29 protein-coding genes and 1 pseudogene are annotated in these 26,894 nt (G+C 49.5%); 12 read left to right on the forward strand and 18 right to left on the reverse strand.

The annotated features are described in order from the left end of the window. Nucleotides 1–169 precede the first annotated feature (169 nt). On the forward strand, nucleotides 170–721 hold the full coding sequence (locus tag OSQ85_RS13400) for a DJ-1 family glyoxalase III (RefSeq protein WP_265823771.1): 552 nt from the start codon (nucleotides 170–172) through the stop codon (nucleotides 719–721). Here the strand turns inward: OSQ85_RS13400 and OSQ85_RS13405 are convergent. The 3 genes from OSQ85_RS13405 to OSQ85_RS13415 are packed head-to-tail and all read right to left on the reverse strand — an operon-like array spanning nucleotide 706 to nucleotide 4,434. Then, a complete protein-coding gene (locus tag OSQ85_RS13405) occupies nucleotides 706–2,622 on the reverse strand; it encodes a transglutaminase family protein (RefSeq protein WP_265823773.1) in 1,917 nt (638 codons plus the stop codon). The genes OSQ85_RS13400 and OSQ85_RS13405 overlap by 16 nt on opposite strands. Continuing rightward, complete coding sequence (locus tag OSQ85_RS13410; RefSeq protein ID WP_265823775.1) at nucleotides 2,615–3,505, reverse strand: DUF58 domain-containing protein; 891 nt, start codon at nucleotides 3,503–3,505, stop codon at nucleotides 2,615–2,617. The genes OSQ85_RS13405 and OSQ85_RS13410 overlap by 8 nt, the downstream gene beginning before the upstream one ends. Beyond that, nucleotides 3,502–4,434, reverse strand: a complete 933-nt coding sequence (locus tag OSQ85_RS13415) for an AAA family ATPase (RefSeq protein WP_265823777.1) — start codon at nucleotides 4,432–4,434, stop codon at nucleotides 3,502–3,504. The genes OSQ85_RS13410 and OSQ85_RS13415 overlap by 4 nt, the downstream gene beginning before the upstream one ends. A gap of 280 nt (nucleotides 4,435–4,714) precedes the next feature. Here OSQ85_RS13415 and OSQ85_RS14090 point away from each other — a divergent pair, with 280 nt between their 5' ends. The 5 genes and pseudogenes from OSQ85_RS14090 (at nucleotide 4,715) to OSQ85_RS13445 (ending at nucleotide 7,771) form a co-directional block, all read left to right on the forward strand. Further along, nucleotides 4,715–6,217 carry a methyl-accepting chemotaxis protein gene (locus OSQ85_RS14090; RefSeq protein ID WP_322874105.1) on the forward strand — a complete coding sequence of 501 codons (1,503 nt, stop codon included), beginning with the start codon at nucleotides 4,715–4,717 and terminating at the stop codon, nucleotides 6,215–6,217. A gap of 55 nt (nucleotides 6,218–6,272) precedes the next feature. Continuing rightward, nucleotides 6,273–6,536, forward strand: coding sequence for a hypothetical protein (locus tag OSQ85_RS13430; protein ID WP_265823778.1), 264 nt, complete (start codon nucleotides 6,273–6,275; stop codon nucleotides 6,534–6,536). Between the two features lie 89 nt (nucleotides 6,537–6,625). Further along, on the forward strand, nucleotides 6,626–7,240 hold the full coding sequence (locus OSQ85_RS13435) for a lipoprotein (protein WP_265823779.1): 615 nt from the start codon (nucleotides 6,626–6,628) through the stop codon (nucleotides 7,238–7,240). Between the two features lie 71 nt (nucleotides 7,241–7,311). After that, nucleotides 7,312–7,422, forward strand: a pseudogene (locus tag OSQ85_RS13440) (type II toxin-antitoxin system HigB family toxin); the annotation flags it as partial. A 1-nt stretch (nucleotide 7,423) separates the two neighbouring features. After that, nucleotides 7,424–7,771, forward strand: a complete 348-nt coding sequence (locus tag OSQ85_RS13445) for a helix-turn-helix domain-containing protein (protein ID WP_265823781.1) — start codon at nucleotides 7,424–7,426, stop codon at nucleotides 7,769–7,771. A 45-nt stretch (nucleotides 7,772–7,816) separates the two neighbouring features. Here the strand turns inward: OSQ85_RS13445 and OSQ85_RS13450 are convergent, their stop codons facing one another. The 7 genes from OSQ85_RS13450 to amrA form a co-directional block, all read right to left on the reverse strand. Then, nucleotides 7,817–8,143, reverse strand: a complete 327-nt coding sequence (locus OSQ85_RS13450) for a helix-turn-helix domain-containing protein (protein ID WP_265823782.1) — start codon at nucleotides 8,141–8,143, stop codon at nucleotides 7,817–7,819. Continuing rightward, nucleotides 8,127–8,375 (reverse strand): type II toxin-antitoxin system RelE family toxin, encoded by a 249-nt coding sequence (locus OSQ85_RS13455; RefSeq protein WP_265823783.1) that lies wholly within the window; start codon nucleotides 8,373–8,375, stop codon nucleotides 8,127–8,129. Before OSQ85_RS13455 ends, OSQ85_RS13450 begins: the two co-directional genes overlap by 17 nt. Before the next feature lie 229 nt (nucleotides 8,376–8,604). After that, on the reverse strand, nucleotides 8,605–9,474 hold the full coding sequence (glyQ, locus tag OSQ85_RS13460) for a glycine--tRNA ligase subunit alpha (protein ID WP_265823785.1): 870 nt from the start codon (nucleotides 9,472–9,474) through the stop codon (nucleotides 8,605–8,607). 9 nt (nucleotides 9,475–9,483) lie between these two features. Continuing rightward, on the reverse strand, nucleotides 9,484–10,695 hold the full coding sequence (locus OSQ85_RS13465) for an argininosuccinate synthase (RefSeq protein WP_265823786.1): 1,212 nt from the start codon (nucleotides 10,693–10,695) through the stop codon (nucleotides 9,484–9,486). A 33-nt stretch (nucleotides 10,696–10,728) separates the two neighbouring features. Further along, the gene (gene argF / locus OSQ85_RS13470) at nucleotides 10,729–11,655 is read right to left on the reverse strand and encodes an ornithine carbamoyltransferase (protein ID WP_265823787.1); all 927 of its coding nucleotides are present in this window, start codon (nucleotides 11,653–11,655) and stop codon (nucleotides 10,729–10,731) included. Further along, nucleotides 11,652–12,815, reverse strand: coding sequence for an aspartate aminotransferase family protein (locus tag OSQ85_RS13475; protein WP_265823788.1), 1,164 nt, complete (start codon nucleotides 12,813–12,815; stop codon nucleotides 11,652–11,654). The genes argF and OSQ85_RS13475 overlap by 4 nt, the downstream gene beginning before the upstream one ends. A 145-nt stretch (nucleotides 12,816–12,960) precedes the next feature. Then, nucleotides 12,961–13,515, reverse strand: a complete 555-nt coding sequence (gene amrA / locus OSQ85_RS13480; protein WP_265823790.1) for an AmmeMemoRadiSam system protein A — start codon at nucleotides 13,513–13,515, stop codon at nucleotides 12,961–12,963. A 402-nt stretch (nucleotides 13,516–13,917) separates the two neighbouring features. Here amrA and OSQ85_RS13485 point away from each other — a divergent pair, with 402 nt between their 5' ends. The 4 genes from OSQ85_RS13485 to OSQ85_RS13500 are packed head-to-tail and all read left to right on the forward strand — an operon-like array spanning nucleotide 13,918 to nucleotide 17,114. Beyond that, entirely contained in the window at nucleotides 13,918–14,271 is a 354-nt protein-coding gene (locus OSQ85_RS13485) for a succinate dehydrogenase, cytochrome b556 subunit (RefSeq protein WP_128466114.1), read from the forward strand. A gap of 12 nt (nucleotides 14,272–14,283) precedes the next feature. Then, nucleotides 14,284–14,592 carry a succinate dehydrogenase, hydrophobic membrane anchor protein gene (locus OSQ85_RS13490; RefSeq protein WP_128466113.1) on the forward strand — a complete coding sequence of 103 codons (309 nt, stop codon included), beginning with the start codon at nucleotides 14,284–14,286 and terminating at the stop codon, nucleotides 14,590–14,592. A 26-nt stretch (nucleotides 14,593–14,618) separates the two neighbouring features. After that, nucleotides 14,619–16,388, forward strand: a complete 1,770-nt coding sequence (gene sdhA, locus OSQ85_RS13495) for a succinate dehydrogenase flavoprotein subunit (RefSeq protein ID WP_265823792.1) — start codon at nucleotides 14,619–14,621, stop codon at nucleotides 16,386–16,388. An 18-nt stretch (nucleotides 16,389–16,406) separates the two neighbouring features. Beyond that, nucleotides 16,407–17,114 (forward strand): succinate dehydrogenase iron-sulfur subunit, encoded by a 708-nt coding sequence (locus OSQ85_RS13500; RefSeq protein WP_265823793.1) that lies wholly within the window; start codon nucleotides 16,407–16,409, stop codon nucleotides 17,112–17,114. Between the two features lie 183 nt (nucleotides 17,115–17,297). On the opposite strand, the gene OSQ85_RS13505 is transcribed toward OSQ85_RS13500, so the two are convergent. The 8 genes from OSQ85_RS13505 to OSQ85_RS13540 form a co-directional block, all read right to left on the reverse strand. Next, entirely contained in the window at nucleotides 17,298–18,878 is a 1,581-nt protein-coding gene (locus tag OSQ85_RS13505; protein ID WP_265823795.1) for a nitrite/sulfite reductase, read from the reverse strand. Between the two features lie 10 nt (nucleotides 18,879–18,888). Continuing rightward, on the reverse strand, nucleotides 18,889–20,241 hold the full coding sequence (locus OSQ85_RS13510) for a sulfate adenylyltransferase subunit 1 (protein WP_265823797.1): 1,353 nt from the start codon (nucleotides 20,239–20,241) through the stop codon (nucleotides 18,889–18,891). Beyond that, complete coding sequence (gene cysD / locus OSQ85_RS13515; RefSeq protein ID WP_265823798.1) at nucleotides 20,241–21,119, reverse strand: sulfate adenylyltransferase subunit CysD; 879 nt, start codon at nucleotides 21,117–21,119, stop codon at nucleotides 20,241–20,243. The genes OSQ85_RS13510 and cysD overlap by 1 nt, the downstream gene beginning before the upstream one ends. A gap of 37 nt (nucleotides 21,120–21,156) precedes the next feature. Then, complete coding sequence (locus OSQ85_RS13520) at nucleotides 21,157–21,855, reverse strand: phosphoadenylyl-sulfate reductase (protein ID WP_265823800.1); 699 nt, start codon at nucleotides 21,853–21,855, stop codon at nucleotides 21,157–21,159. Further along, the gene (locus OSQ85_RS13525; protein ID WP_265823801.1) at nucleotides 21,845–22,927 is read right to left on the reverse strand and encodes a sulfate/molybdate ABC transporter ATP-binding protein; all 1,083 of its coding nucleotides are present in this window, start codon (nucleotides 22,925–22,927) and stop codon (nucleotides 21,845–21,847) included. The genes OSQ85_RS13520 and OSQ85_RS13525 overlap by 11 nt, the downstream gene beginning before the upstream one ends. Next, the gene (gene cysW, locus OSQ85_RS13530; RefSeq protein WP_265823802.1) at nucleotides 22,911–23,777 is read right to left on the reverse strand and encodes a sulfate ABC transporter permease subunit CysW; all 867 of its coding nucleotides are present in this window, start codon (nucleotides 23,775–23,777) and stop codon (nucleotides 22,911–22,913) included. The genes OSQ85_RS13525 and cysW overlap by 17 nt, the downstream gene beginning before the upstream one ends. Then, on the reverse strand, nucleotides 23,774–24,592 hold the full coding sequence (gene cysT, locus OSQ85_RS13535) for a sulfate ABC transporter permease subunit CysT (protein WP_265823803.1): 819 nt from the start codon (nucleotides 24,590–24,592) through the stop codon (nucleotides 23,774–23,776). Before cysT ends, cysW begins: the two co-directional genes overlap by 4 nt. Nucleotides 24,593–24,684: 92 nt before the next feature. Further along, complete coding sequence (locus tag OSQ85_RS13540) at nucleotides 24,685–25,689, reverse strand: sulfate ABC transporter substrate-binding protein (RefSeq protein ID WP_265823805.1); 1,005 nt, start codon at nucleotides 25,687–25,689, stop codon at nucleotides 24,685–24,687. A 173-nt stretch (nucleotides 25,690–25,862) separates the two neighbouring features. Here OSQ85_RS13540 and OSQ85_RS13545 point away from each other — a divergent pair, with 173 nt between their 5' ends. Together OSQ85_RS13545 and OSQ85_RS13550 are read left to right on the forward strand one after the other, a co-directional pair. Beyond that, the gene (locus OSQ85_RS13545; RefSeq protein ID WP_265823807.1) at nucleotides 25,863–26,339 is read left to right on the forward strand and encodes a YbaK/EbsC family protein; all 477 of its coding nucleotides are present in this window, start codon (nucleotides 25,863–25,865) and stop codon (nucleotides 26,337–26,339) included. 62 nt (nucleotides 26,340–26,401) lie between these two features. Beyond that, entirely contained in the window at nucleotides 26,402–26,632 is a 231-nt protein-coding gene (locus OSQ85_RS13550) for a hypothetical protein (RefSeq protein ID WP_265823808.1), read from the forward strand. The last annotated feature ends 262 nt before the right edge of the window (nucleotides 26,633–26,894 follow it).

The following is a 26,894-nucleotide window of genomic DNA, read 5'->3' on the forward strand; positions in this document are numbered from 1 at the left end:
CCGCAGCAGTTAAACGATATTTGTCCTCGAATTACTTGACATATACAGCAGTGACTTATTGATAACGTCATTGCGAACCCTGAAAAGGTGAAGCAATCTCAGGCTTCCCCGGCAAGATACGGGAACCGCAGGACGTAGTTTTTACCGTAATAAACCAAAGGAGGAACAAATGGCAAAAATAGCATTGATCTTAGCAGACGGTTTTGAAGAGATAGAAGCACTGGGAACGGCGGATATTCTCCGCAGGGCAAAGGCGGATGTTTTCATAGCGGGGCTCAGGGAAGGAGCGGTTTCTTCCAGCAGAGGAGTGAGAGTTCTCCCCGACGGGCTTATTGACAGCGTAAACGCTGATGACTTTGATGCTATAGTGCTCCCCGGCGGTCAGCCCGGAGCGGATAACCTCAACGCGGACAGGCGGGTGATCGACCTGCTTTACAGTTTCAATGAAAAAGGGAAGCTCATCTGCGCCATATGCGCAGCGCCTTACATTCTGGCGGAAAAAGGGTTTCTCAAAGGGAAAAAGGCAACCTGCTTCCCCTCATACGCCGAAGTGCTGGGCGAAAGCTACGTTGAGAAAAAAGTTGTGGAGGACGGCAACATAATAACCAGCAGAGGCCCCGCCACAGCGCCGGATTTCGCATTCGCCATTGTTGACAGGCTGATAGATAAGAGAATTACGGATACGTTAAAAAAAGCCATGCTTTACTACTGCGGCTGCTGAGTCTTAATCACCCGCAGGAGTCCGGCAAGCCGTTTCTTTTCATCCCTTGTCAGGCTCCTGCCTCTGTAATAAGCGCCGTGGAAAACTGCGGCAAACTCATCCGCCAGCTTTTTGAGCTCCGGATCTTTTATATCAATCTCGGTGAGCCCGGCGGACGGGTTCACGTCATAACCCTTTCTTTTCATAAACTTACGGAAAGCATGAGCGTAGCCCTCATCCCCCTTTGTTCTGAATACGCCCCTGAAACGCCAGACTGCAAAAAATAGCACAGGAACAAGCAGATACGGCAATAAGGCCAAAGCCCTGAGTGCAATCGCCCTGTAATCGGTTTTCAGCTTTTCGGCAGCACTCCGCACGGAGCGCACCGCTTTAACCTGTTTGGAGAAATCATAATTGATTACAAACGCGTTCCAGTAAAAATTCACAGTGTCCGCCAGAAGACGCATGCGGAATGCGAAGGTTCTGTCGCCGCCGCTGAATGCGGAAGGAGCCGCAGGAGTGGGGTCTATGCGCCGCCACCCTTTGCCGTCAATATACGCCTCCACCCAGACATGGGCGTTTCTCTGCGGAACGGCGTAGTAGCCACCTGCGCCGTTGTAGTATCCGCCTGCATAACCGCCCACGAGCCTCGCGGGGACACCGTTCCTCCGCAGTATAACCGCCGCTGCGGATGCGTAATATTCACAGTTGCCCAGCTTTGTTTTAAAGAGGAAGTCCTCCAGCGGAGTCAGGGAAATGGGCAGTCTGTCCAATGAATATCTGAAGCCGCTGCGGATGAAATACACCTGCATAAGCTCCGCCAGCCCTTCACCGGATGCTGTATTTTTGAAATTGTCCGCAAATTCCGCAAGCTCCGCAGAAAGCTCAGGCAGTTCCAGAAACTGTTCATAGCTCTCGTATTCCTCGGTCAGATATTTTCCGGATGCGGAATAAGCCGTGTACTGAATCCGCTTCTGCACCGGACGGTTCACGGAGTAGACAAATCCCCGCTCCCTTTCGCTGCCCCGCATATCCATGTGGAACGGAACATCCAGCCCGAACAGATATTTATCACCGTACGGCTCAAGATAAACAGTATGCTCCGTGAGGTTCTTTTCAGGGCGTATGCGCCATCTGATGCCGGATTGTTTTGATGCGCTCCATGTTTTCCCGTCGAACCTGTCCATGACAATGCCCCGCCAGTATGGGGTTCCGCCTGTCATTTCAGGCATTTCCGCACGGAAAATCAGCCTGGCATCCTGCTGAATATCAGAGACATTGCCCAGTGCCACACTGTCCGAAAAGCCGGTCATTGTGCCGTCCTCCCTGTTCAGAAACTGGAAGACCGGATAATTTGTTCTGGGCAGAACGGCAAACAGCATAACCGCAACGGGAATAGACAGTAGCGGTATCGCAAGTGTTTTATAAATAATACGTTTTATATGTTTAACAGGCATCACGGCCCGTTCGTCCTCTGTCATATATGTAAGAAGAACCATTGAAACGGAAATCAGCAGGAAAAGAGCAAAAACAAACGCCAGAAACCATATGCTGAGACTGATGAGCGCAGAACCCGCCGCCATGAACATGGCTATCATGTATATCTGCATGAAATCACGGAATTTTTTATCAGGCTCGATAAATTTTACCGACTGAATGGCAAGCAGCGCCTCAAGGGCAGGAATGACCATATTCTCCATATTCATACGGGCTATGGTAAAAATAATAATCAGAACGGACAGTATATTAAGCCACAAACGCGGCACACCGCCCCTCTTCCCCGCTTCCGCCCATGCTCCGTAGACAGTTGCAGCGAAAAACACCGCAGTGTAGGCAGCCCCTGTCTCCCCCACAAGGGGTATTACACCTATGAGTGCTATCAGGTATGTGAGGATGTTCACCACATTTCTTATCTCAGTCATAAAGGGCAAGCTCCCTGAGCATCTCAAGCCTGTGCGCCGGAGTGACATCCGGAGGAAAAAACTTTTCCTTTGTTTTAAGTCCCACAGGCGCGCCCTTATCCATCAGGCTGCTGATAAGCCATGCCGCACAGGAAAGCCTCTGCTCCGTGCCGCCGTTCAGCTTCTCCGGCTCGATAATCACCGGTTCCGCTCCGAGGGACATCATCTCCTTCACTTTCAGGCTGCCTGTGCGGGCTGTTGCCTTCCAGTGGATCATACGCATCGAATCCCCTGCGGTGTAGCTGCGTATGGACATCAGTTCCGATTCAAAACCTTTTCTGTCGGTTGCGTTTTCGCCCTGACCGCCCGATTTTGAACCGGAATATGTAGAGATGCATGGAAGAAGAGAAGGAAACACAACCACATCCGCTGAATCGGTAAGATCCTTATAACGTGTAAAAAAATTGAACGGAAAAACGGTTGAGACATACATTCCGCTTAAAATATGGCGGCCTCTGGCGGGAAATATTATTTCGGCAAACTTCACACTCTGTCCGCCGGTATCAGTGAAAGGGAAAAATATCTCCCGATCCTGAATATGAACCCGTATGAGGAAAGCCGGAAGAAACCGCCGCTCATTTACAAGCCGCACGCTCACTGGACAGACACGCCCGGCGTATATCTCATCCGGCAGACCGACCTCAACCCGCAGGCGGTTCATATCCGCCACGCCGAAGAACCCCGAAACCGCCATGAACCCCAGCATCAGAGCAACAATGATATACACAAGGTTATTGGCGGTGTTTACCGCACCCACGCCCATAAAAATGCACAGGGCAATATATATCCACCCCGCCTTTTTTATCCGTATGACTGACGGCGCGCCCTGCTTCTTCTTTTTCATGCGGGCATGTTCACTTCATCTATGAGTGAGCGGATGTAGAAGTCCCTGTCAGTCCCCTGAAACTCTTCATTAAAAAGCACCCTGTGGGTGATAATATACTGCGAAAGCTCCTTAATATCCTCAGGGATAACATAATCACGCCCTTTGAAATATGCGTTTGCCTTGCCGAGACGTATCATAAACAGCGTAGCCCTTGTGGAAAGCCCAGCACGGAGGAACCTGCTTGTTCTTGTTGCCTGTGCTATATCCAGCACATAGTCTATAATTTTATCGGCTGCCTGAACGTCCTTTTCTATCTCTTTCTGAATATTCTCTATCTCAGTCAGCGAAAGAAGCGGCTCGATGTCATAAAGCTCGCGCCTTCTGCTCCCGCCGCTCAGGATCATCCGTTCCGCCTCTCTGTTCGGGTAGCCGAGGCTTATCTTCATCATAAACCTGTCAAGCTGTGATTCTGGCAGGGGAAATGTCCCGAACTGATCTACCGGGTTCTGAGTGGCAATCACAAAAAAGGGGCGGTTGAGGTTATATGTATTCCCTTCCGCTGTGACCTGCTTCTCCCCCATCGCTTCCAGAAGGGCGCTCTGTGTCTTGGGAGTAGCACGGTTTACCTCATCCACAAGGACAATGTTGTTGAACACAGGTCCCCGCTGAAACTCGAAGCGGTTGTCATCCTTATTATAAATTGAAAGCCCGGTGACATCCGTCGGCAGAAGGTCGTTAGTGCACTGAATACGCCCGAAACTCAGACCAAGAGCCTTAGCAAGCCCGATGGCGAGGGTTGTTTTCCCCAGCCCCGGCAGGTCTTCAATCAGGAGGTGTCCTTTTGTAAAAAAAGTGAGGAGTGCAAGCCTGAGCCCCTGATCCTTTCCGTGGAGAAATTCACCGAGAAAACTCATCATCTCAGTTATCTGTGTGTTTTTAACTTCCATAGCCTCCCTCCTTTGTTCTTTTATATATTCTACCCTAAAGATCATATTAATAAACAGTTTTTCTTTCGCTGCGCAGAAAGGTGATTTTACCCTGAGTTTACCTTCATAAAGACACGGACTATAAAAATCTATGAAAAAGCTCACCAACAGCAGAAAAGACAGCAATGATAAATCATATCAACTGAATATGATTTACTATTAATTGACAAATACCCGATGAAAGGATTACCATTATTAAATTTTTTAAAGATGCTTCATTTACTATCAGGGGAGAGAATAGATGAATCTGGTCACCTGCCTTTCTATACGGACAAAGTTTCACATTATGCTCGGACTGACCGTGCTGATGTTTTTCGCTGCAACATTCTACCATTCCTACATTTTCACATCAGTCTGCATTGTTTTGTTCCTGCTGTTCATGTACATCCTTTTCCGCTCGATAACCGCTAAGCTGAAAGAAATAAGCGATAAAATGGCATATCTCAGCGGCGGAAAAGGAGACCTGACTGCGAGAATGCCCCGGATGAAAACCGACTGTTCGTGCATGGTGGCCGATATGTCCCAGTCTCTGAACACATTTCTGGACTTTGTTGATAACGAGTTTGTGGACACCCTCTACCGCGTGGGCGATGCGGCGGAAAAAACCATGCCTGTTTCCATGGCGGTGATCAAGGTGCGGGAATCTGTGGACGAAAATATGACAATGGCAGTTCAGGTTGCCGCTGCCAGCGCTCAGATGCGCCTTGCCATCAATGACATAGCAATGAGTGTTAACGACTCCTCTGTGAAAGCCGCAGAAAGCGTAGAAATGGCTCAGCACGGCACACAAGCCATAGAGGAATCAAAAGCATCAATGGAAAGCATTAACAGCATAATACGCAACCTTGGCGGTGAAGTTGCCAAGCTCACTGATAACGCAAATAAAATAGGCGGAGTAATCTCTGTCATAAACGATATTTCCGATCAGACAAACCTTCTGGCGCTCAACGCCGCAATCGAAGCCGCCAGAGCGGGGGAAGCCGGCAGAGGCTTTGCCGTTGTTGCGGATGAGGTCCGCAAACTGGCTGAAAGAACGCAGAAGTCCACCAAAGAGATAGAAAACATGGTCAGTGAGATGCAGGCGAATATACGCATAGTCACCGCAGGTGCTCAGGGGGTTATAGAATCTGTTGATGTGCAGAAAAGCTGCACCGAAAACGCTTTTTCAAGTTTCCATGCCATCAATGCCGCAGTAGAAGACCTCAACGCCGCAATAGGCAGTATTTCCGCTGCCATAGAGGAACAAAGCGCCACAACCGAGGAGATAGCCGGAAGTGTGGAAAACGTTGCAAAGGCCTCCGAACACACAAACGATGTGGTGATGGAGCTCATGGCGGATGCAAACCACCTCACAGGCAGCCTCAACGGAATTGCGGATAAATACGCCAAGCTGACATACAGCAGCAAAGGCTTTTACTTCGTAACCGCAAAAATTGCCCATATAGCATTTATGAAACGCATATTCGACTGCTTCCAGAACGGCACAACAATACAGCTTCCCGACCACACAACATGCGGCTTCGGCAAATTTTACTTCGGCAGAGGTACGGAGCTTTTCGGCAAAGACCCGGACTTCCAGGCACTGGCAAAACCGCACGAGGGAGTGCATAAGCTGGGCAATGAGATAATGAGCAGGCTGAAATCAAACAACAGAGCGGGCATAGAGGCTTCCATCAACGAACTGGACAGAAATGTGAAAAGCCTTGTTTCAAAACTCGACTCTCTGGCAGAAAAATACAGATAAAGCCTTTGACATAACACCTCTCTTTTTTTATAAATAGTTCTCTAAAGGGGGTGTTATGGTTGTTGTTTTTCTTGCGGTGACATCTATATATGCATACTACAAAGTCGGGAGCTTCGCCCTTCTGGGGCTTACTGCCGCCGTATTTGTAATTAACAAGGCAGCCCGCTACAAAATGGATCACGACCGCAAAAAGAAAGCCCTCCCCTCTGACAAGGTTGACCCTTACTCCACGGATATAAATATCATTACATTCCTTATACTTGTGGCCATCTTCATCCACAGCATGTACCGCATGCTCACCTTCGGGGTTACCGCATAAAAACCCCTTTCCGGTAAAATTCACTTGCGGCAAATTACGCCGTGTCTAACTTTATACTTAACAGTAAATTACAGGCAAAGGAGCCGCATATGCGCAAATTTCTCTTTATAGCATTGCTGGCGCTCGGTCTTTCAGGATGCGCAAGCTACACTGTTAATGTAACAGGTTACGGCGGTCTGGATAATTATCCGGCCAAAACATATGATTTCATGCTTTCTCAGGATATAAGAACAGACCTTGAGGCAATGGGCTACGTCAGCATGCTGGAAAAACAGCTTGCCTGCATAGGCTGGGAAAGGGATGCAAAATCGCCTGAATACGTGATTGCCCCCGCCTTCGGCATAACCGGAAGCAGGGATAATGAACCCAAGGCCCGCTTCGGCGTGGGTATAGGGGCAGGAACCTTCGGCAGCGGGCTGTCACTCGGAACCTTCCTCGGCACATCCACAGGTTCATCCTCAAGGGATGACTACACCAAGTATCTGGATGTAAAGCTTTTTCTCAAGGGCAAAACAAGTGAGCAGCCCGTATGGCAGGGAAAAATCTTCATACAGGACAGAGAAGAGAAGCTCAGCGAGGTAATGCCTGTTCTTGTGAAATATGCCGTTGAAAACTTCGGCAAATCAACAGACGGCAGCAAGGAGTTCACCTTCAACGCCACAGGCAAAAACATGGAAGCGCTGGAAACCTGCCCTGCGGAGTAGAAAACAAATAACAAATCAGACAACAGCGGCATTTTTCCCAAAACTGGAAAGATGCCGTTGACATAATATGCGGTAGTACATACAGGATGATAGTTAAAATACATTACACTGTCGGGCTGGTTTATATACGCTTTATAGGAACGCACAAGGAATACGATAAAATTAACGCCGCAGAGGTGTAAGATGAAACCGATAAGAACAGAAGAAGATTATAAAAACTATTTAAAAAGAATAGATGCGCTTATGGATATGCCTGAAACACAGGAAAATATTGATGAACTTGAAATACTTTCCATCCTTGTTGAGAAGTACGAGGAAGAGCAGTTCCCCGTAAATGCCCCGAATCCTGTTGAGGCAATAAAATTCCGCATGGAGCAGATGGGGCTCACCAACAGCGACATAGCTCCGTCGCTCGGCGGACATAACAGGGTGAGCGAGGTTCTTAACGGAAAAAGAGGACTGAGTATTAACATGATCAGAAATCTGCACAAGGATTTTAATATTCCGTATGAATCGCTTATAGGGGCGTAAAATATCCCTTTGTTGTATATGAACGATAAACCTGTACTCAGCGGTTTAATCTAAAAGCTGCTCAGGCAGTATCCCCATAGCTGCGGCAATCTTTTCGACGGTTGCGGAGCGCACGTTTTCCGATTTTTCGATTTGCGACAATGCCGACTGGGTTATCCCCGCTTTTTCAGCGACCTCTTTCTGAGTAAGCTTGAAATGAAGCCGCCAAGCCTTCACAAGGTTACAGTCATTTTTCAGGACGTATTCAACTACTTCGTGGGGAACAGTTACTTCTTTCTGCCCTATAAGCCTGAGATAATCTTTATATGGCAGCACAGCATATTCAGGTTTTCCGTCTTTTGTTATTATCTGAACATCAGTAAGTGTGCTCATCTCTTTTTTTAACCTCTTCAATCCGTATAATGGTGAGTGATTCAGTAAAAATCACTCTGTAATTGCCTACCCTAAGCCTGTATTCCCCTCTGCCTACAAGCTTTTTAATATTCCTGCAGTCAGGGAAATCTTTAAGTGAATCCACAGCATCATATATCTCAGCCCTGATTTTGGAATCTTTAATCTTTTTGGCTTGCCGCAGAGCTTTCATTGTCCATTCGATTAACTTCATAATTTAATATAGCTTATATTATAAGAATTACAAGGGGTTTTACTTATATAATGAATCAGTGGAATAATTACTAAAAAAGCCTGCATCTTATTAAGATGCAGGCTTACGTTTGTCTCCGGTTAACTTAACAGCCCTCCCCGACCCTCCTGGTGAAAGGAGTGGGTTTACCTTTAACAGCAAACTTCTCCCTTTAGCAAAAGGGGAACAGAGGGGGATTATATTTATGCAGTTACTTCTTCAGTCTCGGAAAGCCCATGCTCTCGCGCATGGCGAGGTAGCTTTCGGCGCAGAGTTTCGCGAGGTTGCGGACTCTGGCGATATATCCTGTTCTTTCCGTAACGCTGATGGCGTTGCGGGCATCAAGCAGGTTGAACGTGTGCGAGCATTTAAGGCAGTAGTCATAGGCGGGCAGAGGCAGCCCTGTTTCCACTATGCGTATGCACTCCTTCTCATACATTTCAAACAGCTTGAAAAGCATGTCCGTGTCAGCAACTTCGAAGTTGTGCTTGGAGTACTGCACCTCGTTGTTGTGATAAACATCGCCGTAGCTTACGTCCTTGTTCCATTTGAGGTCATAGACTGATTCCACGCCCTGAAGGTACATGGTTATCCTTTCCAGACCATAGGTTATCTCGCCTGAAACCGGCTTGAGGTCTATGCCGCCCGCCTGCTGGAAATATGTGAACTGCGTAATCTCCATGCCGTCCAGCCATACTTCCCAGCCGAGACCCCATGCGCCGAGAGTGGGGGATTCCCAGTCATCCTCAACGAAGCGGATGTCGTGATCCTCCGGCTTTATGCCGAGGTTGCGGAGGCTGTCCAGATACAGATCCTGAATATTATCCGGCGAGGGTTTCATCAGCACCTGAAACTGGTAATAATGCTGGAGCCTGTTGGGATTTTCACCGTAGCGGCCGTCTGTGGGGCGGCGGCTGGGCTCGACATAGGCAACATTCCAGGGCTCAGGGCCGAGGCAGTAAAGGAAGGTGGCGGGGTTGAAAGTGCCCGCGCCGACTTCTATATCATAGGGCTGGTAAAGCACACAGCCCTTATCGCACCAGTATTTTTGAAGGCTTAAGATTACATCCTGAAAATACATCTTTACCCCTTACTTCTTCGCTCTTGCGGCGTGCGCACGGAGGGGAAGAGAATGAAGCTTGATGAAGCCTGCGGCGTCTGTCTGGTCGTATGCGCCTTTATCGTCATCCATGGAAACAACCATCATGTTGTACATGGAGTATTTTGATTCCCTGCCGATGCAGATCACGTTGCCTTTGTAAAGCTCAAGGCGGACAGTGCCCGTCACATATTCCTGAGATTTTTCAAGGAGCGCCTTGAGGCAGTCCATCTCGCTTGAGAACCAGTAGCCGTTGTAAACAAGGCTCGCAAAGCGGGGCATGAGAGTTTCCTTAAGATTGATGACAGCGCCGTCCAGCGTGAGCGCCTCAAGGTCTCTGTGAGCGGCCATGAGGATTGTTCCGCCGGGAGTTTCATAAACGCCTCTGGATTTCATGCCCACATATCTGCTTTCCACCATGTCCACACGTCCGATGCCGTGTTTGCCGCCTATTTTGTTAAGCTCAACAAGCATGTTTGCGGGGCTGAGGGCTTTGCCGTTCAGTTTTACTGCCTCGCCTTTCTCAAACTCGATCTCAATGGCTTCGGCTTCGTTCGGAGCATCCTTGGGGTCAACAGAGTATTCAAACATCTCTTTGGGAGGTCTTGCCGCCGGATCTTCCAGTATTCCCGCCTCAAAGCTGATGTGCATGAGGTTGTCATCACTGCTCCACGGCTGGCTTTTTGTAGCCTTAACGGGGATTCCGTGCTCCTGAGCGAAGTCAATAGCTTCCTGACGGCCTTTTATCTTGTTGAAAAATTCGGGGATTCTCCATGGAACTATTGTTGTAAGCGAGGGGTCAAGAGCCGCAGCGGAAAGCTCGAAGCGAACCTGATCGTTCCCTTTGCCCGTTGCGCCGTGAGCGAGGAATTTTGCGCCGGTTTTCTGAGCCACTTCCACCATGCCTTTGGCGATGATGGGTCTGGCAAGGGATGTGCCGAGGAGGTAGCGGCCTTCGTAAAGGGCGTTGAATTTTATTGAAGTGAAAACGTAGTCTTTTACAAACTCTTCTTTAAGGTCGAGGCAGTAGAAGTCCACCGCGCCTGATTTGAGAGCCTTTTCCCTGATAGGTTCAACATCGCCAAGCTGGCCGAGATCGGCAACATATGCCACTACGTCATAGCCTTTAAGCTGAAGCCATTTGAGAATTACGGATGTGTCAAGACCGCCGGAATAGGCGAGAACGACTTTTTCTCTGCTCATGTTATTATCCTCCGCAAGAGTATGCGTTTAAATTTATTTATTACCGCCCATCAGCTCAACCATAACGGCTTTCTGGGCATGCAGTCTGTTTTCCGCTTCATCGAACACCACAGATATGTCTGACTCGAACACATCCTCCGTAACCTCCTCACCGAGGTGAGCAGGAAGGCAGTGCATGAAGTATGTCTTTTTTCCTGTGGCCTTCATAAGCCTGTCATTTACCTGATACGCAGCGAATATCCCTTTACGGTGCTCCGCTTCTTCCTCCTGCCCCATGCTTGCCCACACGTCAGTATAGATCACATCCGCGCCTTTGACAGCCTCAAAGGGGTCGCGCAGGGTTTCTATCTTAGCTCCGGTGGTTTCGGCAATCTTTTTCGCCCCTTCAACAGCGGCGGGGAGGCATTCATATCCTTCGGGCGTGGCAACTGAAAAGTCAATGCCGAACTTCGCCGCTCCGTAAAGCCATGAGTTCGCCATGTTGTTTCCGTCACCCACGTAGGCCACCTTCACCTTATATGTGCCGAAAAGCTCATAAACGGTCATGACATCCGCAAGTACCTGACATGGATGAAAATCATCTGTGAGCCCGTTTATGACGGGCACTGAGGCATATTTCGCAAGTTCGAGAAGCTTTGAGTGCTCAAAGGTTCTGATCATTATTCCGTCAACATATCTGGAAAGGTTGCGCGCAGTGTCCTTAATGCTTTCGCCGCGCCCTATCTGTATATCATTACGGCTGAGGAAAAGGGGATAGCCGCCAAGCTCGTACATGCCGACTTCGAATGAAACACGTGTACGGGTTGAGGATTTTTCGAATATAAGGGCAATTTTTTTACCTTCGAGAAGATGGTGCTTTCTGCCCTCATTTCTCTCTTTTTTCAGCCTGATGGCATCGTCAACAAGTCTTTTAAGGTCTTCGGAACTCCAGTCCCTCAGCGTAAGAAAGTCTTTTTTCAAAATTTACCTCCCGCAAGGACTTTTTCAATAATAGCAAGACCCTTGTCAAGATTTTCTCTGTCTATATTGACGGGCGGGTAAATCCGCACCGTTTCCATTCCGGCAGGTATAACCAGCAGCCCCTCCGCCATGCACTCCTTCACGAAGTCGGCGGATTTTTCATGGAGCTGAACGCCTATCATAAGCCCTGTTCCACGCACCTCAACAGCCTTTGAACCGAAGACAGCCTTAAGCCGCTCCTTGAAGTAAGCACCTTTCTCACGCACGGAGGCGAGGAAGCCGTCCGCCGTGAGCTCATCCAAAACCGCATTGCCTGCGGCACATGCGAGGAAGTTTCCCCCGAATGTTGTTCCGTGGGTTCCGGGCACAAAATAGTCCGCACATTCCGGCTTTGCAATGACAGCACCGATGGGAACCCCGTTTCCGAGAGCCTTGGCTGTCGTGAGTATATCGGGCTTCACGCCGAAATGCTCATAACCGAAGATATGCCCCATCCTGCCCATGGATGTCTGTATCTCATCAAAGATAAGCAGAATATCCTTTTTATCGCAGTAGGCGCGCAGACGCTCAAGATAACCCTTCTCAACGGAGCAGACCCCGCCCTCGCCCTGAACAGGTTCAAGGATAACAGCCACAACATCCCCTTTCGAGCATGCCTTGTCCACAGCGTCAAAATCGTTGAACGGAACATGGATAAACCAGTCCGCAATGGGCTCAAAGCCCTTATGTATCTTTTCCTGCCCTGTGGCGGAAAGGGTTGCGTATGTTCTGCCGTGAAATGAGTTTTTCATCGTCACGACCTTATAGCGCAGACCGTCGTATTTTTTATTGCCGTAAATCCTCGCCATTTTCAGCGCAGCTTCGTTCGCCTCAGCCCCTGAATTGCAGAAGAACACCTTTCCGCCGAAGGAAAGCCTGCTGAGGCGTTCGCCCAGCTTCTCCTGCTCAGGATTTCGGTAAAGGTTGGAGGTGTGGATAAGGGTTTGTGCCTGCCTGATTATCGCCCCGGTAACCGCAGGGTTGCAATGCCCCAGACTCACTACGCTGATTCCGCAGCCGAAATCAAGGTATTCTCTGCCCGCCTCATCATAAAGAAAGCAGCCGTTCCCTTTCACGAACGCAACATCATAGCGCCCGTAGTTTCCTACCAAACTTGACATTTCTACCTCCATAGCCGGTGAAAAACATGCTCCTGCCGGTTTGCCGCCTATAGCCTTTTACCTATGCGGAAGATGAAACGCATAAGGGTAAAAAGGAAATACGTATATAATCATATTTCATGGATTTCTTCAAGATAATGATGTGTTAAACGGATTTTTCGCTGAAAACCGCGGCCTCGAACCTGTAAAGATCGATCTTTTCAGTCTTCCACGCCTCAAAGGGAAGCCCGGCCTTGGCGCAGGTGTGTGAGATGAACTCGTACTTGTCCCAGCCGTATTCCGATGCCACCTGCGGGAGCAGAACACCGCGGTTGAAACCTTTGACCACGTATAAACCGTCACGGCCTACTTCGGCCTCTTCGACTGATTTTATGGGAATCATAGGGGAGAGAACTGAAATTTCAAATTCCAGCAAATCAAACTCGCTCTCAGAGACAGAGGGGAAGCGCGGGTCCTGAAACGCAGCCTGAACAGCCATATCAGCAACATTTTTCACAATATTCCTGTCATCCCTGAAATTGCCTATGCATCCTCGCAGCATTCCGTTCAGGTGGAGGGTGACAAAGCAGCCGCTCTTAAATTCCAGCCCTTCGGGAGCAGGGGGGATTATCAGCGGACTTTTATCCAGCGAAGACCTGACAGCGTTTCTTGCTATCTCCAGCAGAAATTTTTTATTGCCTGCACTTATATCAAAATCCATACGGCACTCCATATCCTTTATTATAATACAAATTAGCAATATATACGGCGGAAAACTACTTAATGATTTTTATTTCCGTTATCTCCGGAATATTTATTTTTCAGCCCTCTCTGCTATTATCAAAAAACCCTGATAGGCCTCACCAGCCTGTTAAACTTTGTTTTTGTATTCCTCGTTCATAACAGAAGCCGCTGTTATCATACTTTACAACTAGTTTTATAACGCAGTTTACTTTTCAGGAGCAAAAATGAAGCTCCGATAAACATTCCAAACACTCAGTCCGTTGCGGGCGCAGAATGTATACAATATACAATATGGTTTGACATGACCGCCTAATTATGATAGTTATTTTTTGGAATAATTTAACATCGTTTGTTTTAATAACTACGACAGGAGTGTACAATGCCAAGGAAAGACCTTGTTACCTACCCGAAGAAAACCGGGTACCGCAAGCACACCGGAATGGTCGCATGGCTGCTGCACCGTATAACTGGGGTTATAATCGGTGCTTACCTTATTATGCACATTCTCGGCGTTTCCGGAACTGTTTCCGCTCTTTCATCAGTGACCGGCGCCGCAGTTGTGAAAGCTCTGTTCCTCGTGAGCTTTTCGTTCCACGCTTTTAACGGCGTGAGGATCGTCCTTATGGAATTCGGAGCAGGAGCCCACAGGGAAAACTTCTCCAAATACTTCATGGCAGTGGTTTTCATAACCATCGTCATAACCGTGATCGGCGCTATCCCGATCTTCAGCTAAGGAGGAAAACAGATGAACAATTACAAATTTATGGGATCAAGCAACACCGGAACCTTTGCATGGCTCATGCAGAGAATATCCGGCGTAATACTCATCCTTGTTGTTCTTATGCACTTCTTCTCCATGATGAAGGGCGGGGAATACGGCATGATGCAGGTCGTTCTCGCACCTGTTATCGCCTTCGGTCTTTTCCACACTTTTAACGGGTTTAAGATGATTACCGATGATTACGTATCCAGCGCAGGCTGGAGAGGCATAATCCTCGGCGCTTACTGGATATTCGGAATCACTCTTGCGGTTCTGGCGATCAAAGTCATCTGATTCAAAAATTACAAGAGGTATTACCTATGTCTGTTAAAGTTGAATATCATAAGTTCGACGTGGTTGTCGTGGGTGCAGGCGGCGCAGGGCTCAATGCGGCTCAGGTTGCGTCACAGCACGTAAAAACTGCCGTTGTTTCGGAAGTTTACCCCACAAGAAGCCACACGATCTCCGCTCAGGGCGGCATATCCGCTTCCCTCGGCAACCTTGAGGAAGACCACTGGCACTGGCACATGTTTGACACTGTCAAAGGCAGCGACTATCTTGCAGATCAGGACGCAGCCGAATACATGACAAGAAAAGCGCCTGAGATGATCATCGCCCTTGAGCACATCGGTCTGCCTTTCAGCCGTACTCCGGACGGAAAAATCGCTCAGCGTCCCTTCGGCGGACACACTGCCGAATTCGGTAAAAGACCCGTAAAAAGAGCATGTTACGCAGCGGACAGAACAGGTCACGCCATGCTCCAGAACCTTTATGAGAAATCAGTTGAGCAGGGAACACACTTCTACAGCGAGTTCTATGCACTTGAGCTTCTCGTGAACAACGGCGCGGTTAACGGCGTTCTCTGCTATGACATCCAGAACGGCGAATTCCACATCTTCCACGCCAAGGCAATAATCTTCGCCACAGGCGGTAACTGCCGTATCTACCAGACTAACTCAAACGCACACATAAACACCGGTGATGGTCTCGCACTGGCTATGAGAAAAGGTTTCAGCTGGTCTGATGCTGAGTTCTTCCAGTTCCACCCGACAGGAATCTACGGTGCGGGCAACCTCATCACAGAAGGCGTTCGCGGTGAGGGCGGAATCCTCCTCAACAAAGACGGCGAGCGTTTCATGGAGCGTTATGCGCCCACCATCAAAGACCTTGCCCCTAGAGACATAGTTTCACGCTCAATGATGAAAGAGATCCTTGACGGACGCGGTGTCGGCCCCAAAGCTGACCACGTTCTCCTTAAGATCGACCACATCGGCGCGGAAGCCATCCTTGAAAAACTTCCCGGCATCCACGAGCTTTCACTTGTTTTCGCAGGTGCTGACTGTACTAAGGAACCCATCCCCGTTGTGCCCACTGCCCACTACCAGAACGGCGGTATCCCCACCGGCTACCTCACTCAGGTTATCAAAGGCAACATGGACGGCGAAGAATACGTACCCGGCTTTTTCGCTGCGGGCGAGTGTGCTTCCGCTTCCGTTCACGGCGCAAACAGGCTCGGAACAAACTCTCTGCTTGACCTTGTTGTCTTCGGACGTACAGCGGGTGAGCAGGCCGCGAAATTCGCCAAGGAAAACCCCTTTGTTGACCTTGTTGAAAACGCAGGCGCAGAAGGCATCGCCACTCTGCAGAAATTTGCCAACTCCAACGGAACCAACACCTTCGGACCCGTATGGGAAGAGCTTACAAGAATCATGCAGACCAACGTGGGCGTTTTCAGAACAGAAGAGCTCATGACAGGCGCTCTTGAAGTTCTTGACAAACTCGAAGGCAAAATGGACGACTTCAGAGTTGTGGACAAATCTTCCGTTTACAACCTTGACCTCATCGAAGCTCTTGAGCTCAACAACATGATTCTTGTCGCAAAAGCAGCCACAAAGGCGGCTCTCGCAAGAAAAGAATCAAGAGGCGGTCACTTCAGGGACGACTACCCCGACAGAGATGACGCAAACTTCCTCAAACACACGGAAGTGTACCTTGAAGAAGACGGCAAAACTCCGAGAGTGGACTACAGAAAAGTGCGCATGCAGCCGCTTACTGTTGAACCGTTCCCGCCTAAAGCCAGAGTATATTAATTCGGGAGGTCTGAGATAATGAAGAAGGTTACATTCGAAATATTCAGGTACGATCCCGACAAGGACAAGGAACCGTACTACAAAACATATGATGTTGAGCTGAGACGCCCCGGCTACCTCATGCTTGACGCTCTCAACCAGATCAAATGGGAGCTTGACCCCACGCTGACTTACCGCAGATCATGCCGTGAAGGCGTGTGCGGCTCTGACGGTATAAACGTCAACGGCGTAAACATGCTCTCCTGCATGACAAAGGTTGAGGATCTCGGCAGTGATCACATAGTGGTTCAGCCGCTTCCCGGCATGAACGTTATGAGAGACCTCGTGGTTGACGTTGATGACTTCTTCTCGAAGTTCATCACTGTTAAACCTTACCTCATAAGAAAGTCACCCAACCCCGACAAGGAAATCTACCAGTCTCCCGAAGACAGGAAGAAACTTGACGGTCTGTATGAGTGTATCGCCTGCGGATGCTGCTCATCCTCATGCCCCTCATACTGGGCTGACAAAAAATACCTCGGACCCAACGCCTTCCTCAGAGCATGGAGATACCTCGCTGACTCAAGGGACGAAGGTGCTGAGGAGCGTCTGCCTATCCTCAACGATAAGCACGGCGTATGGAGATGCCACACAATCTACAACTGCGTAGAGGCATGCCCGAAAGAGCTCAACCCCACGGAAGCAATAATGAACATCAGAAAAATGCTTCTGGACACTGAGTTCTAATCTAAAGCAAACTGCAATCAATAAAGCCCGCCTCTGTGAAAGGGGCGGGCTTTTGTTTTGGCAGCAATGATTTCCTCCTTTACTAAATAGGGATTGAGGGGGATTTTATATATAAAGAGCATGCTTCCGTATTTGTCATCAGTCTGCTTTTATATCATCCTGACATAAGCCTGTTTGAAGTCATCACAAGTATTCTTTCAGCAATGCCTCTGCTGCGCTCCTCCCGCCGTCAGCGAGAAAATCAGCGAAGGAAACTGCCCCCGAAGCCTTATATTTTTTCAGCACATCAACCGTAAAAGCCGGAATATTCAATGCCGGAAGCTCACCTATTTCTACCCCTATGCCTTTCAGCGAGCCGCCAATGAAGATGCGGAACCAGTCCGCCCTCTCCCCGGATTCATCCCTGCCGGCCTTGCCTCCGAACCCCAAATCAGCAAGCGCAGTATGCCCGCAGCCGTTTACGCAGCCGGAGATACCTATGCGGACATCCCCGACACTGCTGAGTTCCTCATCCGCCGCTGCCGCATCAATTATCCCTTTGAGCAGTCCGGAGGAGGATGCGGCGGAAAGCCTGCAAAAATCCGCTCCCACGCAGGTTTTTATATCACTGAGAAAACCGTTGGCTCCAGCCAGACTGCTCACTGCGAAGGCAAGCTCCTTGGCATCATCCAGAGCGGCAGTGCCCACATCACGCAGCAGAATGTTCTGTGTCTGGGTGAAGCGGATTTCGGTCTTGGGATACTTTTTGCAGAAGGAGATCACCTGCGCTGCCGTGTCTGCATAAATCTGCCCGAAAAACAGAGGCAGCTTCACTGTATACCGCCCTGCCTGTCTCTGAGCAGAAACAAACTGCTCCGTCCACTCAGAATCCCTGAAATCTCCGCCGCGGGTTTCCCGTGCGCAGCCCAGAGCTTTTGGCTTTATTTTCAGCGATTTATCTCTTGAGAGCCTTTTCAGCTTTCCTTTAAGTATTTTATAAAACTCATCCCGGCCCATTCTCTCTATGAGGAACCGCAGTCTGGCCTGAGATCTGGGAACTCCCTGCCCGTATTCCGCAAAAAGCTCACTGAAAGCCAATGACGCAATGAGAATATCCGAGGCGGGTATGAAATCCATAAGCCTGCCTCCGGTCATGGATTTTGCACCGAGTCCGCCTCCGGTATAGACAGCAAAACCGCGCCGCCCTCTTCTTTTCACGGCAATCAGCCCCAGATCGGCTATGGAGCAGAGGGCTCTGTCCTCCTGTGATGATGAGAGAGCAATCTTGAATTTGCGCGGCAGTGCAGCAAAGACCGGATACTCCGGCAGCCTGTTTGAAAGCTCCAGTCCGTAGGGTGAAACATCAAAAACATCATCATCTGAAACACCGGAAAGAGGATCGATCAGCACATTACGAACGCAGTTCCCCCCTGCCGTTTTGGTCAGCAGAGATAGATTAGCCAGTCTGCGCTGCAGCTTACCGAGATTCTCCGGAGCGACACCGTGAAGCTGAACATTCTGTCTTGTGGTTATATGCAGAAACCCGCCCGCATACTCATCCGCAAGCCTCATCAATGAACCAAGAAGAGCCGAATCGATTATTCCGCCCGCAAGACGTATCCTCTGCATGAATGTTCCCTGCTGCTTCTGCTCATAAATACCGAAAGCTGAGCATGTTTTTCTGAACTCATCCATATCGGTTCCGCCGTTCAGCCAGCTGTTCAGAACTGCCTCAAAACCGTCTATAACTTTTTCATAACCTTCGGGAAGCCTGTACAGATTCACATTCTTCCCCTTATTCTTCTATATTTATGCATTCCCAGTGCGGATAATGCTTTCTTATAAATCTGTTGAGCTCAACCTCATGCTTTGAGTACGCCCTGACTTTCCGTGCTGATGATTTTTCAAGCGCTTCAAGGATTATGCCGCCGCCTGCGATGTTGTAGTCATCTATTATCACAAATCTTCCCAGAGGCTCATTGGCATCGAAAGTATCGAACGCCACTGGTGCGGATGTCTTAAGGAGCAGGGTTGCAGCCTCATGCCGCCTGATCCCTTTCCGGTCAGCCTCCTTCCCAAGGCTCTGGGCATCTATAAGCTTTTCTATTTTTTCTATAGTGACAGATGTTTTAGCGCAGCCTATTTTCAGTTTGTACTCTCTGCCTGTTTCGAAGGGTTTTGAGCCGAGCCAGAAGATATTAGCCCTGAATCTGTCAGAGACCTTAATGCTCCCTTCCCCCTCCTTCACCATAACCTCTCCGGGCTTAACATAAACCTGAGTTTCAAGGGTAAAGCCTGTCGCCTCCCCCGCCCCGGCGTTGAATCTCTGCTCTGTATTAAAGCCTTCTACAGTGCTGATCACGCTGGTTTTGCCGGAGGGGAGAAAAGCTACCCTGTCCCCTGCGCTGATTGTTCCGGTGGACGGGGTTCCTGCAAAAATTCTTCTGTCATCGTTGTTTTCCGTAAATTTATAAACATCCTGCAATGACATGGCAAACGGCTTGTCCTCAAGGGACTGTTCATCATCAAAACTGTCCAGAGCCTCCAGAACGCTCTTGCCTGTGTACCACGGGGTATTTGCGGAACCGGAGATCAGGTTAACCCCTTCCCTCGCCGCTACGGGGATGAAGTGCTGAGGCTGCACACCGAGTTCAGCCAGAAACAGGCTGTAATCACCGCAGATTCTGTCAAAGACATCCCTGCTGTAATTAACCAGATCCATCTTGTTTACCACAACCACCACCTGCCTTATCCCCAGCAGGGAGAGTAGGAGGCCGTGCCTTCTAGAGTTTTCGGCAATACCTTCCTTCGCATCGATTATCAGCACAGCGGCGGATGCTCTTGAAGCGCCGCTGAGCATGTTCTTGAGAAATTCAATGTGTCCGGGCGCATCGATTATGATGTACTCCCGCAAAGGGCTTTTGAAAAACACCCTTGCGGAATCTATGGTGATCCCCTGCTTCTGCTCATCAGCCAGCGCATCCAGCAGAAAGGCATATTCAAACGGGCGGGAGTTGCCAGCGCACATGGCCTTCACAGCCTCCAGCTTCCCTTCGGGCAGGCTGCCCGTGTCCGCAAGGAGCCTGCCTGTCAGCGTGCTTTTTCCGTGGTCAACATGACCTGTTATTACAATATTCATCCTCTTCATCACATATACCCGTCCTTTCTCAATGCTTCGAGGGTTCCGCCCCCCTCCTTGTCCTGCTCCCTGCCTGAACGCTCTGCTATGTTGCGGAACTTGCCGCTTTTCAGTTCATCAATAATCTCTGTGACTGTGCGCGCTTCGGACTCAACAGGCTTAGTGCAGGGCCAGCAGCCGAGGGAGCGGTATCTTCTTCCGTCCCCCTGATTAAAATACAGTGGGATTACGGGTATGTTTTCGCGCTCTATATATTCCCAGATGTTCAGCTCCGTCCAATCCAGAAGCGGATGGATGCGGACATGGGTTCCGGGTGCAAATTCTGTTTTATACTGGTTCCAGAGTTCCGGCGGCTGGCTTGCCGTGTCCCACTCGCTCTTTTCGTCCCTTGCGGAGAACACACGCTCCTTGGAGCGGCTTCCTTCCTCATCAGCCCTGACTCCGGCTATGACCCCGGTGAAGGCTTCCCTTGATTTATCCGGCACAAGAGCGCCTGTTTCAAAATCAAGCCTTTGCCTCCCCCATGCGCCGGAAAGGGTGTTGACGAGGGCTTCCGTCTTGAGCTTTTTGCAGCAGGCCAGCCTGTCCAGTCCGCCGGGGAAGGTTTCGTTATTGGCAAGAGCCTCCGTGTTCTGCCCCACTATGAGGTTAATGCGGTATTTCAGGCAGAGTTCGTTGCGGTAGGCTATCATTTCCGGAACCTTGAATGCCGTGTCTATGTGGATAAGGGGAAAGGGCACATGCCCGAAGAATGCTTTCCTTGTGAGCCAGAGAAGAACTGTGCTGTCCTTCCCGATAGACCACAGCATGGAGAGGCTTTTAAATTCCCTGTAAGCCTCCCTGAGTATGTACACACTGTGCGCCTCCAGTTTCTGCAAATGATCCATTTCTACCTCGGTAATTTAAAATAATTTATAAATAAGACTATTTTTTCAGATGAAGCCCGCATTCCTTATGTTCGGGCGATTCCCACCACCATCTGCCGCTTCTTATGTCTGCGGGGTCTGATGCGGGTCTTGTGCACGGCTCACAGCCTATGCTGAGAAAGCCCTTTGCGTAGAGCTGGTTATGGGGGAGTCTGTGTTTCTCCGCATATTCCATCACCTGCCCGGTTGTCCACTCTAGAAGAGGACTGACTTTGTATATTCCTGATGCTTCATCATATTCCAGAACATCAAGATCAGTTCTGGTGGGTGACTGCTCCTTTCTCAGGCCTGTGAACCAGAGGGAAAATCCCTTAAGATAAGCATTCAGCGGCACAACCTTCCGCACACGGCAGCAGAGTTTCCGCAGTTCGGTGCTTTTATAGAAAAGATCCTCCCCGTGCTCCTCTGTCATCCTTTCCACCTCAGCAGGTTCCGGTCTGATCACATCAAGCCGGATTCCGAAAAACTCCTCTATCTCCCTGTTCATAGCCTCTGATTCCGGAAAAAGCTTTCCGGTCGAGATGGTGAATACTCTCGGAGTGACCCCGGCTTTTTTCAGCAGATCAAGCAGAACCACATCCTCCGCCTGATGACTGAACGCAAGCGAGTGACGGCCTTCGAACTCACGGGAGAAAAAACGGAGAGCACTGAGCGTTTCCTCCTCACGCCAGCGGCTGAGAAGTGCTTTATATGACATAGCTGTACGCCTCCTCATCCTTGGTGTAGATCTTCGTGTTTCTGAACCTGAGCTTCACATTAAGCCCAAGCCTGAGTTCCAGCAGATCCGCCGCATCTTTTGAGATTTCCGCATCAATATACCTGCCGCCCCCTTCCTCTGCGTAGAGTTCGATGTTCACCACCGAGCCTCTCTGCCGCAGGAATGATACTCTCGCCTCTATCCCGTCAGGAGAATCCGCCGGGAGAACCTGCACATCATGCGGCCGCACAAACAGCGCAGCATCCTTCACATCCAGATCCTTGTCCGATTCATCCACAGATGCATTTTCAAACTGCATGCTCCCATTGACCAGCCTCCCGTGGAACAGATTAACATTGCCCAGAAAGCTGTAGACAAAGCTGTTTGCCGGCTTTTCGTAAACCTCTTCCGGTGTTCCTGTCTGCTCTATGCGCCCTTTATGCATGATCACGATTCTGTCCGCCACTTCCAGCGCCTCCTCCTGATCATGGGTTACGAATATGCTGGTTATATGCAGCTCGTCATGGAGCCTTCTCAGCCACTTACGAAGCTCCTTGCGAACCTTGGCATCCAGAGCGCCGAACGGTTCGTCCAGCAGCAGAACCCTTGGCTCCACGGCAAGCGCTCTTGCCAGTGCGACCCTTTGCCTCTGTCCGCCGGAAAGCTCCGATGGAAACCTGTCTGCATAGTGCTCAAGCTGAACAAGCTTTAAAAGCTCATGCACCTTACGGCTTATCTCCTCTTTGGAGGGGCGGCTGCCTTTCGGTTTGCATGTGAGGCCGAAGGCTACATTGTCAAACACCTTCATGTGCTTAAAGAGTGCGTAATGCTGAAAGACAAAACCTATACCCCTTCTCCCAAGCGGCTGGGCGGAAGTTTCCTCTTCTCCGAAAAAGATTCTGCCGCTTTCGAAGTTCTCAAGCCCCGCAATGGTGCGCAGAAGCGTGGTTTTCCCCGAACCGGAAGGACCCAGAAGGGCTATGAGCTCGCCGCTTGCTATCTCCAGGTTAAGATCAGTAAGAGCATGATAACCGCCGTAATATTTGTTCAGCTCCTCAATGGTTATTTTCATGGTTCACCGCCCTTTTCCTCTCGCTGATATTTTCCAGCACCCGTTTTGCGATCAGCGTTATAACCGCCGTTGAGGCCAGAATTGTGGAAACGGCAAAAGCCGCCGTAAACTGGTATTCGTTATAAAGAATCTCGATATGCAGAGGCATTGTGTTTGTCATTCCCCGTATGTGGCCGGAAACCACGGAAACGGCTCCGAACTCCCCTATTGCTCTGGCGCTGCAAAGCACAATGCCGTAGAAGAGGCCTATCCTGATGTTAGGAAGAGTTATCCGCAGAAAGGTTTTCCAGCCGGAAGCGCCGAGGAGTATTGCCGCTTCCTCCTCTTCCGTGCCCTGCTCCTGCATGAGGGAAATAAGCTCACGGGCTATGAAAGGGAAGGTAACAAAGATTGTAGCAAGAATTATCCCCGGCACAGCGAAAATGACCTTAAAGTCATTGGCTATCAACCACCTGCCCAAAGGGCCGTGGTTGCCGAACAGGAGTATGAACACAAGCCCCGCTATAACAGGGGAGACAGAAAAAGGCAGATCTATAAGCGCAGCCAGAAAGCTTTTCCCTTTGAACCGGAACTTTGTAACCGCCCATGCAGCGGCAATACCGAAAATAAGGTTGAAAAAAACAGCCGAAACCGCGGCAATAAGCGTGAGCTTAACTGCGGAGAGGGCATCCGGCTCAGTTACCGACCTGACATAAACTTCCCACCCGTCCCTGAAGGCTGTGGCGAATATAAACACCAGAGGTGTAAACAGAAGAAGCACAAATACCAGAAGTACGAAACCTATAAGGGTATAGCGTACAAATGCGGGCTCAGTCAGTGCTCTGCTGTTCGTTTTTGCAGGATTGCTCATGCAGGAACCCTCCTTATTATTCTTTTGAGGATACCCAGAGCAAACAGCACCGCAAAAGCAGTCAGAAGAGTAACAAGAGCAAGGGCATTCGCCTCTGCATAGTTGTACTGCTCAAGCTTGGTGACTATAAGCAGCGGAGTTATTTCAGTGCGGTAAGGCATATTCCCTGAGATAAAAATAACCGAGCCGTATTCCCCCAGACCTCTTGCAAATGCAAGGGAAAAGCCCGTTATCAGCGAAGGGGACACGATAGGCAGTATAATCCGCCTTACCGTCTGGAACCTTGTGGCTCCCAGACTGGCGGAGGCTTCCTCAAGCTCTTTCTCAAGCTCCTCCAGCGCAGGCTGAACACTGCGTACCACAAAGGGAAATGTCACAAAAATCAGGGCAAGGGTTATTCCCCATGAGTTAAAAACAACCTTTGCACCAAACCCCGCAAGAAAAGCCCCCAGCCACCCGTTTTCCGCATAAAGCGCGGTCAGCGTGACCCCGGCAACGGAGGTAGGCAGTGCAAAAGGGAGATCCACAAAGGCATTAAGCAGTGATTTGCCGGGGAACTCATACCTTGTGAGCACCCACGCAGTGATGAAGCCTATGATGAGGTTCGCAAAAGCCGCAAAAAATGATGTAAGCAGCGTCACCCTGTATGATGCCAGCGAACGCGCATCGGTAACCACTGCGGCAAACTCACCGAAAGTCATTGATGTGACGGATATTATAATTGTGGAAAGCGGGATAATCACAATAAGGCTCAGAAAAAGCAGAGTATAGCCCAGTGACAGCCCGAATCCGGGTATTACATTATTTTTATTCATAGCCGCTCCGTAATAAATACTGAGGAGGATTGTCTCAATTCAGAGAAAATCCTCCTCCCCCCTGAGGCAGATTATGTTCCGTATTACGGAGTCTATCTTTTATAGATTTTGTCGAATGTTCCGCCGTCACTGAAATGAGTTTCCTGTGCCTTCTGCCATCCGCCGAAGACATCATCAATGGTGACAAGCTCTGTCTTAACAAATACATTGCTGTATTTTTCAAGGACTTTCGGGTCCCTCGGACGGTAGTAGTGCTTTCCTGCAAGTTCCTGCGCCTGCGGTGTATAAAGGTATTCCAGATAAGCGTTTGCCGCTTCACGCGTTCCGCGCTTGTCCACAACCCTGTCAACCACTGTAACGGGAGGTTCCGCGAGTATGCTGAGCGAAGGAACAACTATCTCGAACTTGCCCTTGCCGAGAGTATTCACCGCGAGGAAGGCCTCGTTCTCCCATGATATGAAAACATCGCCTATGCCTCTCTCAACAAAGGTTATGGTCGAGCCTCTCGCACCGGAATCCAGAACAGGCACATTTCTGAAAATAGCTGAAAGAAACTCTGCGGCTTTTGCCTCGCTGCCGTTGTTATGCTTCAATGCATAAGCCCATGCTGCAAGATAGTTCCATCTAGCTCCGCCGGAGGTTTTCGGGTTGGGCGTAATAACGGAAACACCGGGTTTAGCCAGATCGTTCCAGTCTTTGATATTTTTCGGGTTGCCCGCTCTCACGAGGAAAACAATAGTGGAGGTATAGGGAGAGCTGTTCTGCTTAAGGCGTTTCTGCCAGTCTGCCGGAATGAGCTTGCCGTTCTGATGCAGAGCGTCCACATCATAAGCCAGTGCCAGAGTGACCACATCCGCCTCAAGCCCGTCAATAACTGAGCGCGCCTGCTTGCCTGAGCCGCCGTGCGACTGCCTGATTGTGACCTTATCCCCTGTCTTGCCCTGCCAGTACTTAGCAAATGCTGCGTTGTACTCTTCATAGAACTCCCTCGTGGGGTCGTATGAAACATTAAGGAGAGTTATATCCTTCGCAAACAGGCTCAAAGGAATAATCGTTAAGATAAAGACCGTTAAAAGTTTCCCTATGACATTTTTCATGCGCGTCCTCCTTTTATCTTGTGGATCGATAGATATTATAGATAAATAATTAAGTCAATAAAAAATATGGATTTTATAGAGATTAAATTTTTCAAAGACACTGAATAAATACTTAACTATTTCTCAATATGAGGCTATATGATAAATAAAATCAAAAATCACGAAGGGATAATATGAAAAAACCGCAGGACAGCGTAGCAAAAGTGGCAGGTGCACTCAGGGAACTAGGTGTAAATACTGAAGTTTTAACTTTTTCACAGTCAACCAAAACCTCTCAGGAAGCAGCAGATGCAGCGGGCTGCGAACTGGCGCAGATAGCGAAATCAATTGTTTTCAGGGCAAAAAGCGCAGACAAGGCAGTTCTGGTGATCACCAGCGGCGTAAACCGTGTGGATACAAAACTGATCAGGGATCACCTCGGTGAGAAGCCGGATAAGGCTGATGCAGACTTCGTAAGGGAAAAAACAGGGTATGTAATAGGCGGTGTTCCTGCCATTGCCCACAAAGAAGAGCCTATAGTTTTTCTGGATGAAACACTTATGGAGTTTGCAGAAATATGGTCAGCTGCGGGCTCACCCTACTCTATCTATAAAATCACTCCGCAGGAGCTTCTGCGCATTACCGGGGCAAAAGTAATCAGGGTTTGCTGATAAAAAAACACGATGCGTTAAAGCAATCATGGTATAGTTTAAGAAAAACAGAGAGGGGAAGCATGAGTATTCTGATTGCAGCCATGATCTTCTTTTCCGCTCAGTCTGCGGACTGCTCACAGGCATCAATTAAAACGGAATACATCTCAGATTCCGTACACACCGCTTACATATACCCCATTGAGGATGAGCGCAGAGGCTGCTGCTCCAAACACGGCGGCGTATGCGGATGCTCAAACGGCAGAGCCCTGTGCTGCGACGGGACACTGAGCCCGACATGCGGGTGTGACTGATTTATATCGCAGAGCCCGCGTCCTCTTTATATCGCAGAGCCCGCATCCTGCGGCTCTGCTGAAACCGCTCGCGGACGGATAAACCGTCCTTCGCTCCGCACGGCGCAGCCACTTCCGTGTGGCTGTTTATAAACTATTGATACTTATATCCTTGATTTATATCGCAGAGCTCGCGTCCTGCGGCTCTGCTGAAACCGCTCGCGGACGGATAAACCGTCCTTCGCTCCGCACGGCGCAGCCACTTCCGTGTGGCTGTTTATAA

Origin of the sequence: Geovibrio ferrireducens (assembly GCF_026226615.1) — a bacterium.
GTDB classification, from domain to species: domain Bacteria; phylum Chrysiogenota; class Deferribacteres; order Deferribacterales; family Geovibrionaceae; genus Geovibrio; species Geovibrio ferrireducens.

Bases quoted from the DNA above. Each gene is read 5' to 3' on its own strand.
- OSQ85_RS13400 (WP_265823771.1), top strand. From the start codon at position 170: ATGGCAAAAATAGCATTGATCTTAGCAGACGGTTTTGAAGAGATAGAA.
- OSQ85_RS13405 (WP_265823773.1), bottom strand. From the start codon at position 2,622: ATGACTGAGATAAGAAATGTGGTGAACATCCTCACATACCTGATAGCA.
- OSQ85_RS13410 (WP_265823775.1), bottom strand. From the start codon at position 3,505: ATGAAAAAGAAGAAGCAGGGCGCGCCGTCAGTCATACGGATAAAAAAG.
- OSQ85_RS13415 (WP_265823777.1), bottom strand. From the start codon at position 4,434: ATGGAAGTTAAAAACACACAGATAACTGAGATGATGAGTTTTCTCGGT.
- OSQ85_RS14090 (WP_322874105.1), top strand. From the start codon at position 4,715: ATGAATCTGGTCACCTGCCTTTCTATACGGACAAAGTTTCACATTATG.
- OSQ85_RS13430 (WP_265823778.1), top strand. From the start codon at position 6,273: ATGGTTGTTGTTTTTCTTGCGGTGACATCTATATATGCATACTACAAA.
- OSQ85_RS13435 (WP_265823779.1), top strand. From the start codon at position 6,626: ATGCGCAAATTTCTCTTTATAGCATTGCTGGCGCTCGGTCTTTCAGGA.
- OSQ85_RS13445 (WP_265823781.1), top strand. From the start codon at position 7,424: ATGAAACCGATAAGAACAGAAGAAGATTATAAAAACTATTTAAAAAGA.
- OSQ85_RS13450 (WP_265823782.1), bottom strand. From the start codon at position 8,143: ATGAGCACACTTACTGATGTTCAGATAATAACAAAAGACGGAAAACCT.
- OSQ85_RS13455 (WP_265823783.1), bottom strand. From the start codon at position 8,375: ATGAAGTTAATCGAATGGACAATGAAAGCTCTGCGGCAAGCCAAAAAG.
- glyQ (WP_265823785.1), bottom strand. From the start codon at position 9,474: ATGTATTTTCAGGATGTAATCTTAAGCCTTCAAAAATACTGGTGCGAT.
- OSQ85_RS13465 (WP_265823786.1), bottom strand. From the start codon at position 10,695: ATGAGCAGAGAAAAAGTCGTTCTCGCCTATTCCGGCGGTCTTGACACA.
- OSQ85_RS13475 (WP_265823788.1), bottom strand. From the start codon at position 12,815: ATGTCAAGTTTGGTAGGAAACTACGGGCGCTATGATGTTGCGTTCGTG.
- amrA (WP_265823790.1), bottom strand. From the start codon at position 13,515: ATGGATTTTGATATAAGTGCAGGCAATAAAAAATTTCTGCTGGAGATA.
- OSQ85_RS13485 (WP_128466114.1), top strand. From the start codon at position 13,918: ATGCCAAGGAAAGACCTTGTTACCTACCCGAAGAAAACCGGGTACCGC.
- OSQ85_RS13490 (WP_128466113.1), top strand. From the start codon at position 14,284: ATGAACAATTACAAATTTATGGGATCAAGCAACACCGGAACCTTTGCA.
- sdhA (WP_265823792.1), top strand. From the start codon at position 14,619: ATGTCTGTTAAAGTTGAATATCATAAGTTCGACGTGGTTGTCGTGGGT.
- OSQ85_RS13500 (WP_265823793.1), top strand. From the start codon at position 16,407: ATGAAGAAGGTTACATTCGAAATATTCAGGTACGATCCCGACAAGGAC.
- OSQ85_RS13510 (WP_265823797.1), bottom strand. From the start codon at position 20,241: ATGAAGAGGATGAATATTGTAATAACAGGTCATGTTGACCACGGAAAA.
- cysD (WP_265823798.1), bottom strand. From the start codon at position 21,119: ATGGATCATTTGCAGAAACTGGAGGCGCACAGTGTGTACATACTCAGG.
- OSQ85_RS13520 (WP_265823800.1), bottom strand. From the start codon at position 21,855: ATGTCATATAAAGCACTTCTCAGCCGCTGGCGTGAGGAGGAAACGCTC.
- OSQ85_RS13525 (WP_265823801.1), bottom strand. From the start codon at position 22,927: ATGAAAATAACCATTGAGGAGCTGAACAAATATTACGGCGGTTATCAT.
- cysW (WP_265823802.1), bottom strand. From the start codon at position 23,777: ATGAGCAATCCTGCAAAAACGAACAGCAGAGCACTGACTGAGCCCGCA.
- cysT (WP_265823803.1), bottom strand. From the start codon at position 24,592: ATGAATAAAAATAATGTAATACCCGGATTCGGGCTGTCACTGGGCTAT.
- OSQ85_RS13540 (WP_265823805.1), bottom strand. From the start codon at position 25,689: ATGAAAAATGTCATAGGGAAACTTTTAACGGTCTTTATCTTAACGATT.
- OSQ85_RS13545 (WP_265823807.1), top strand. From the start codon at position 25,863: ATGAAAAAACCGCAGGACAGCGTAGCAAAAGTGGCAGGTGCACTCAGG.
- OSQ85_RS13550 (WP_265823808.1), top strand. From the start codon at position 26,402: ATGAGTATTCTGATTGCAGCCATGATCTTCTTTTCCGCTCAGTCTGCG.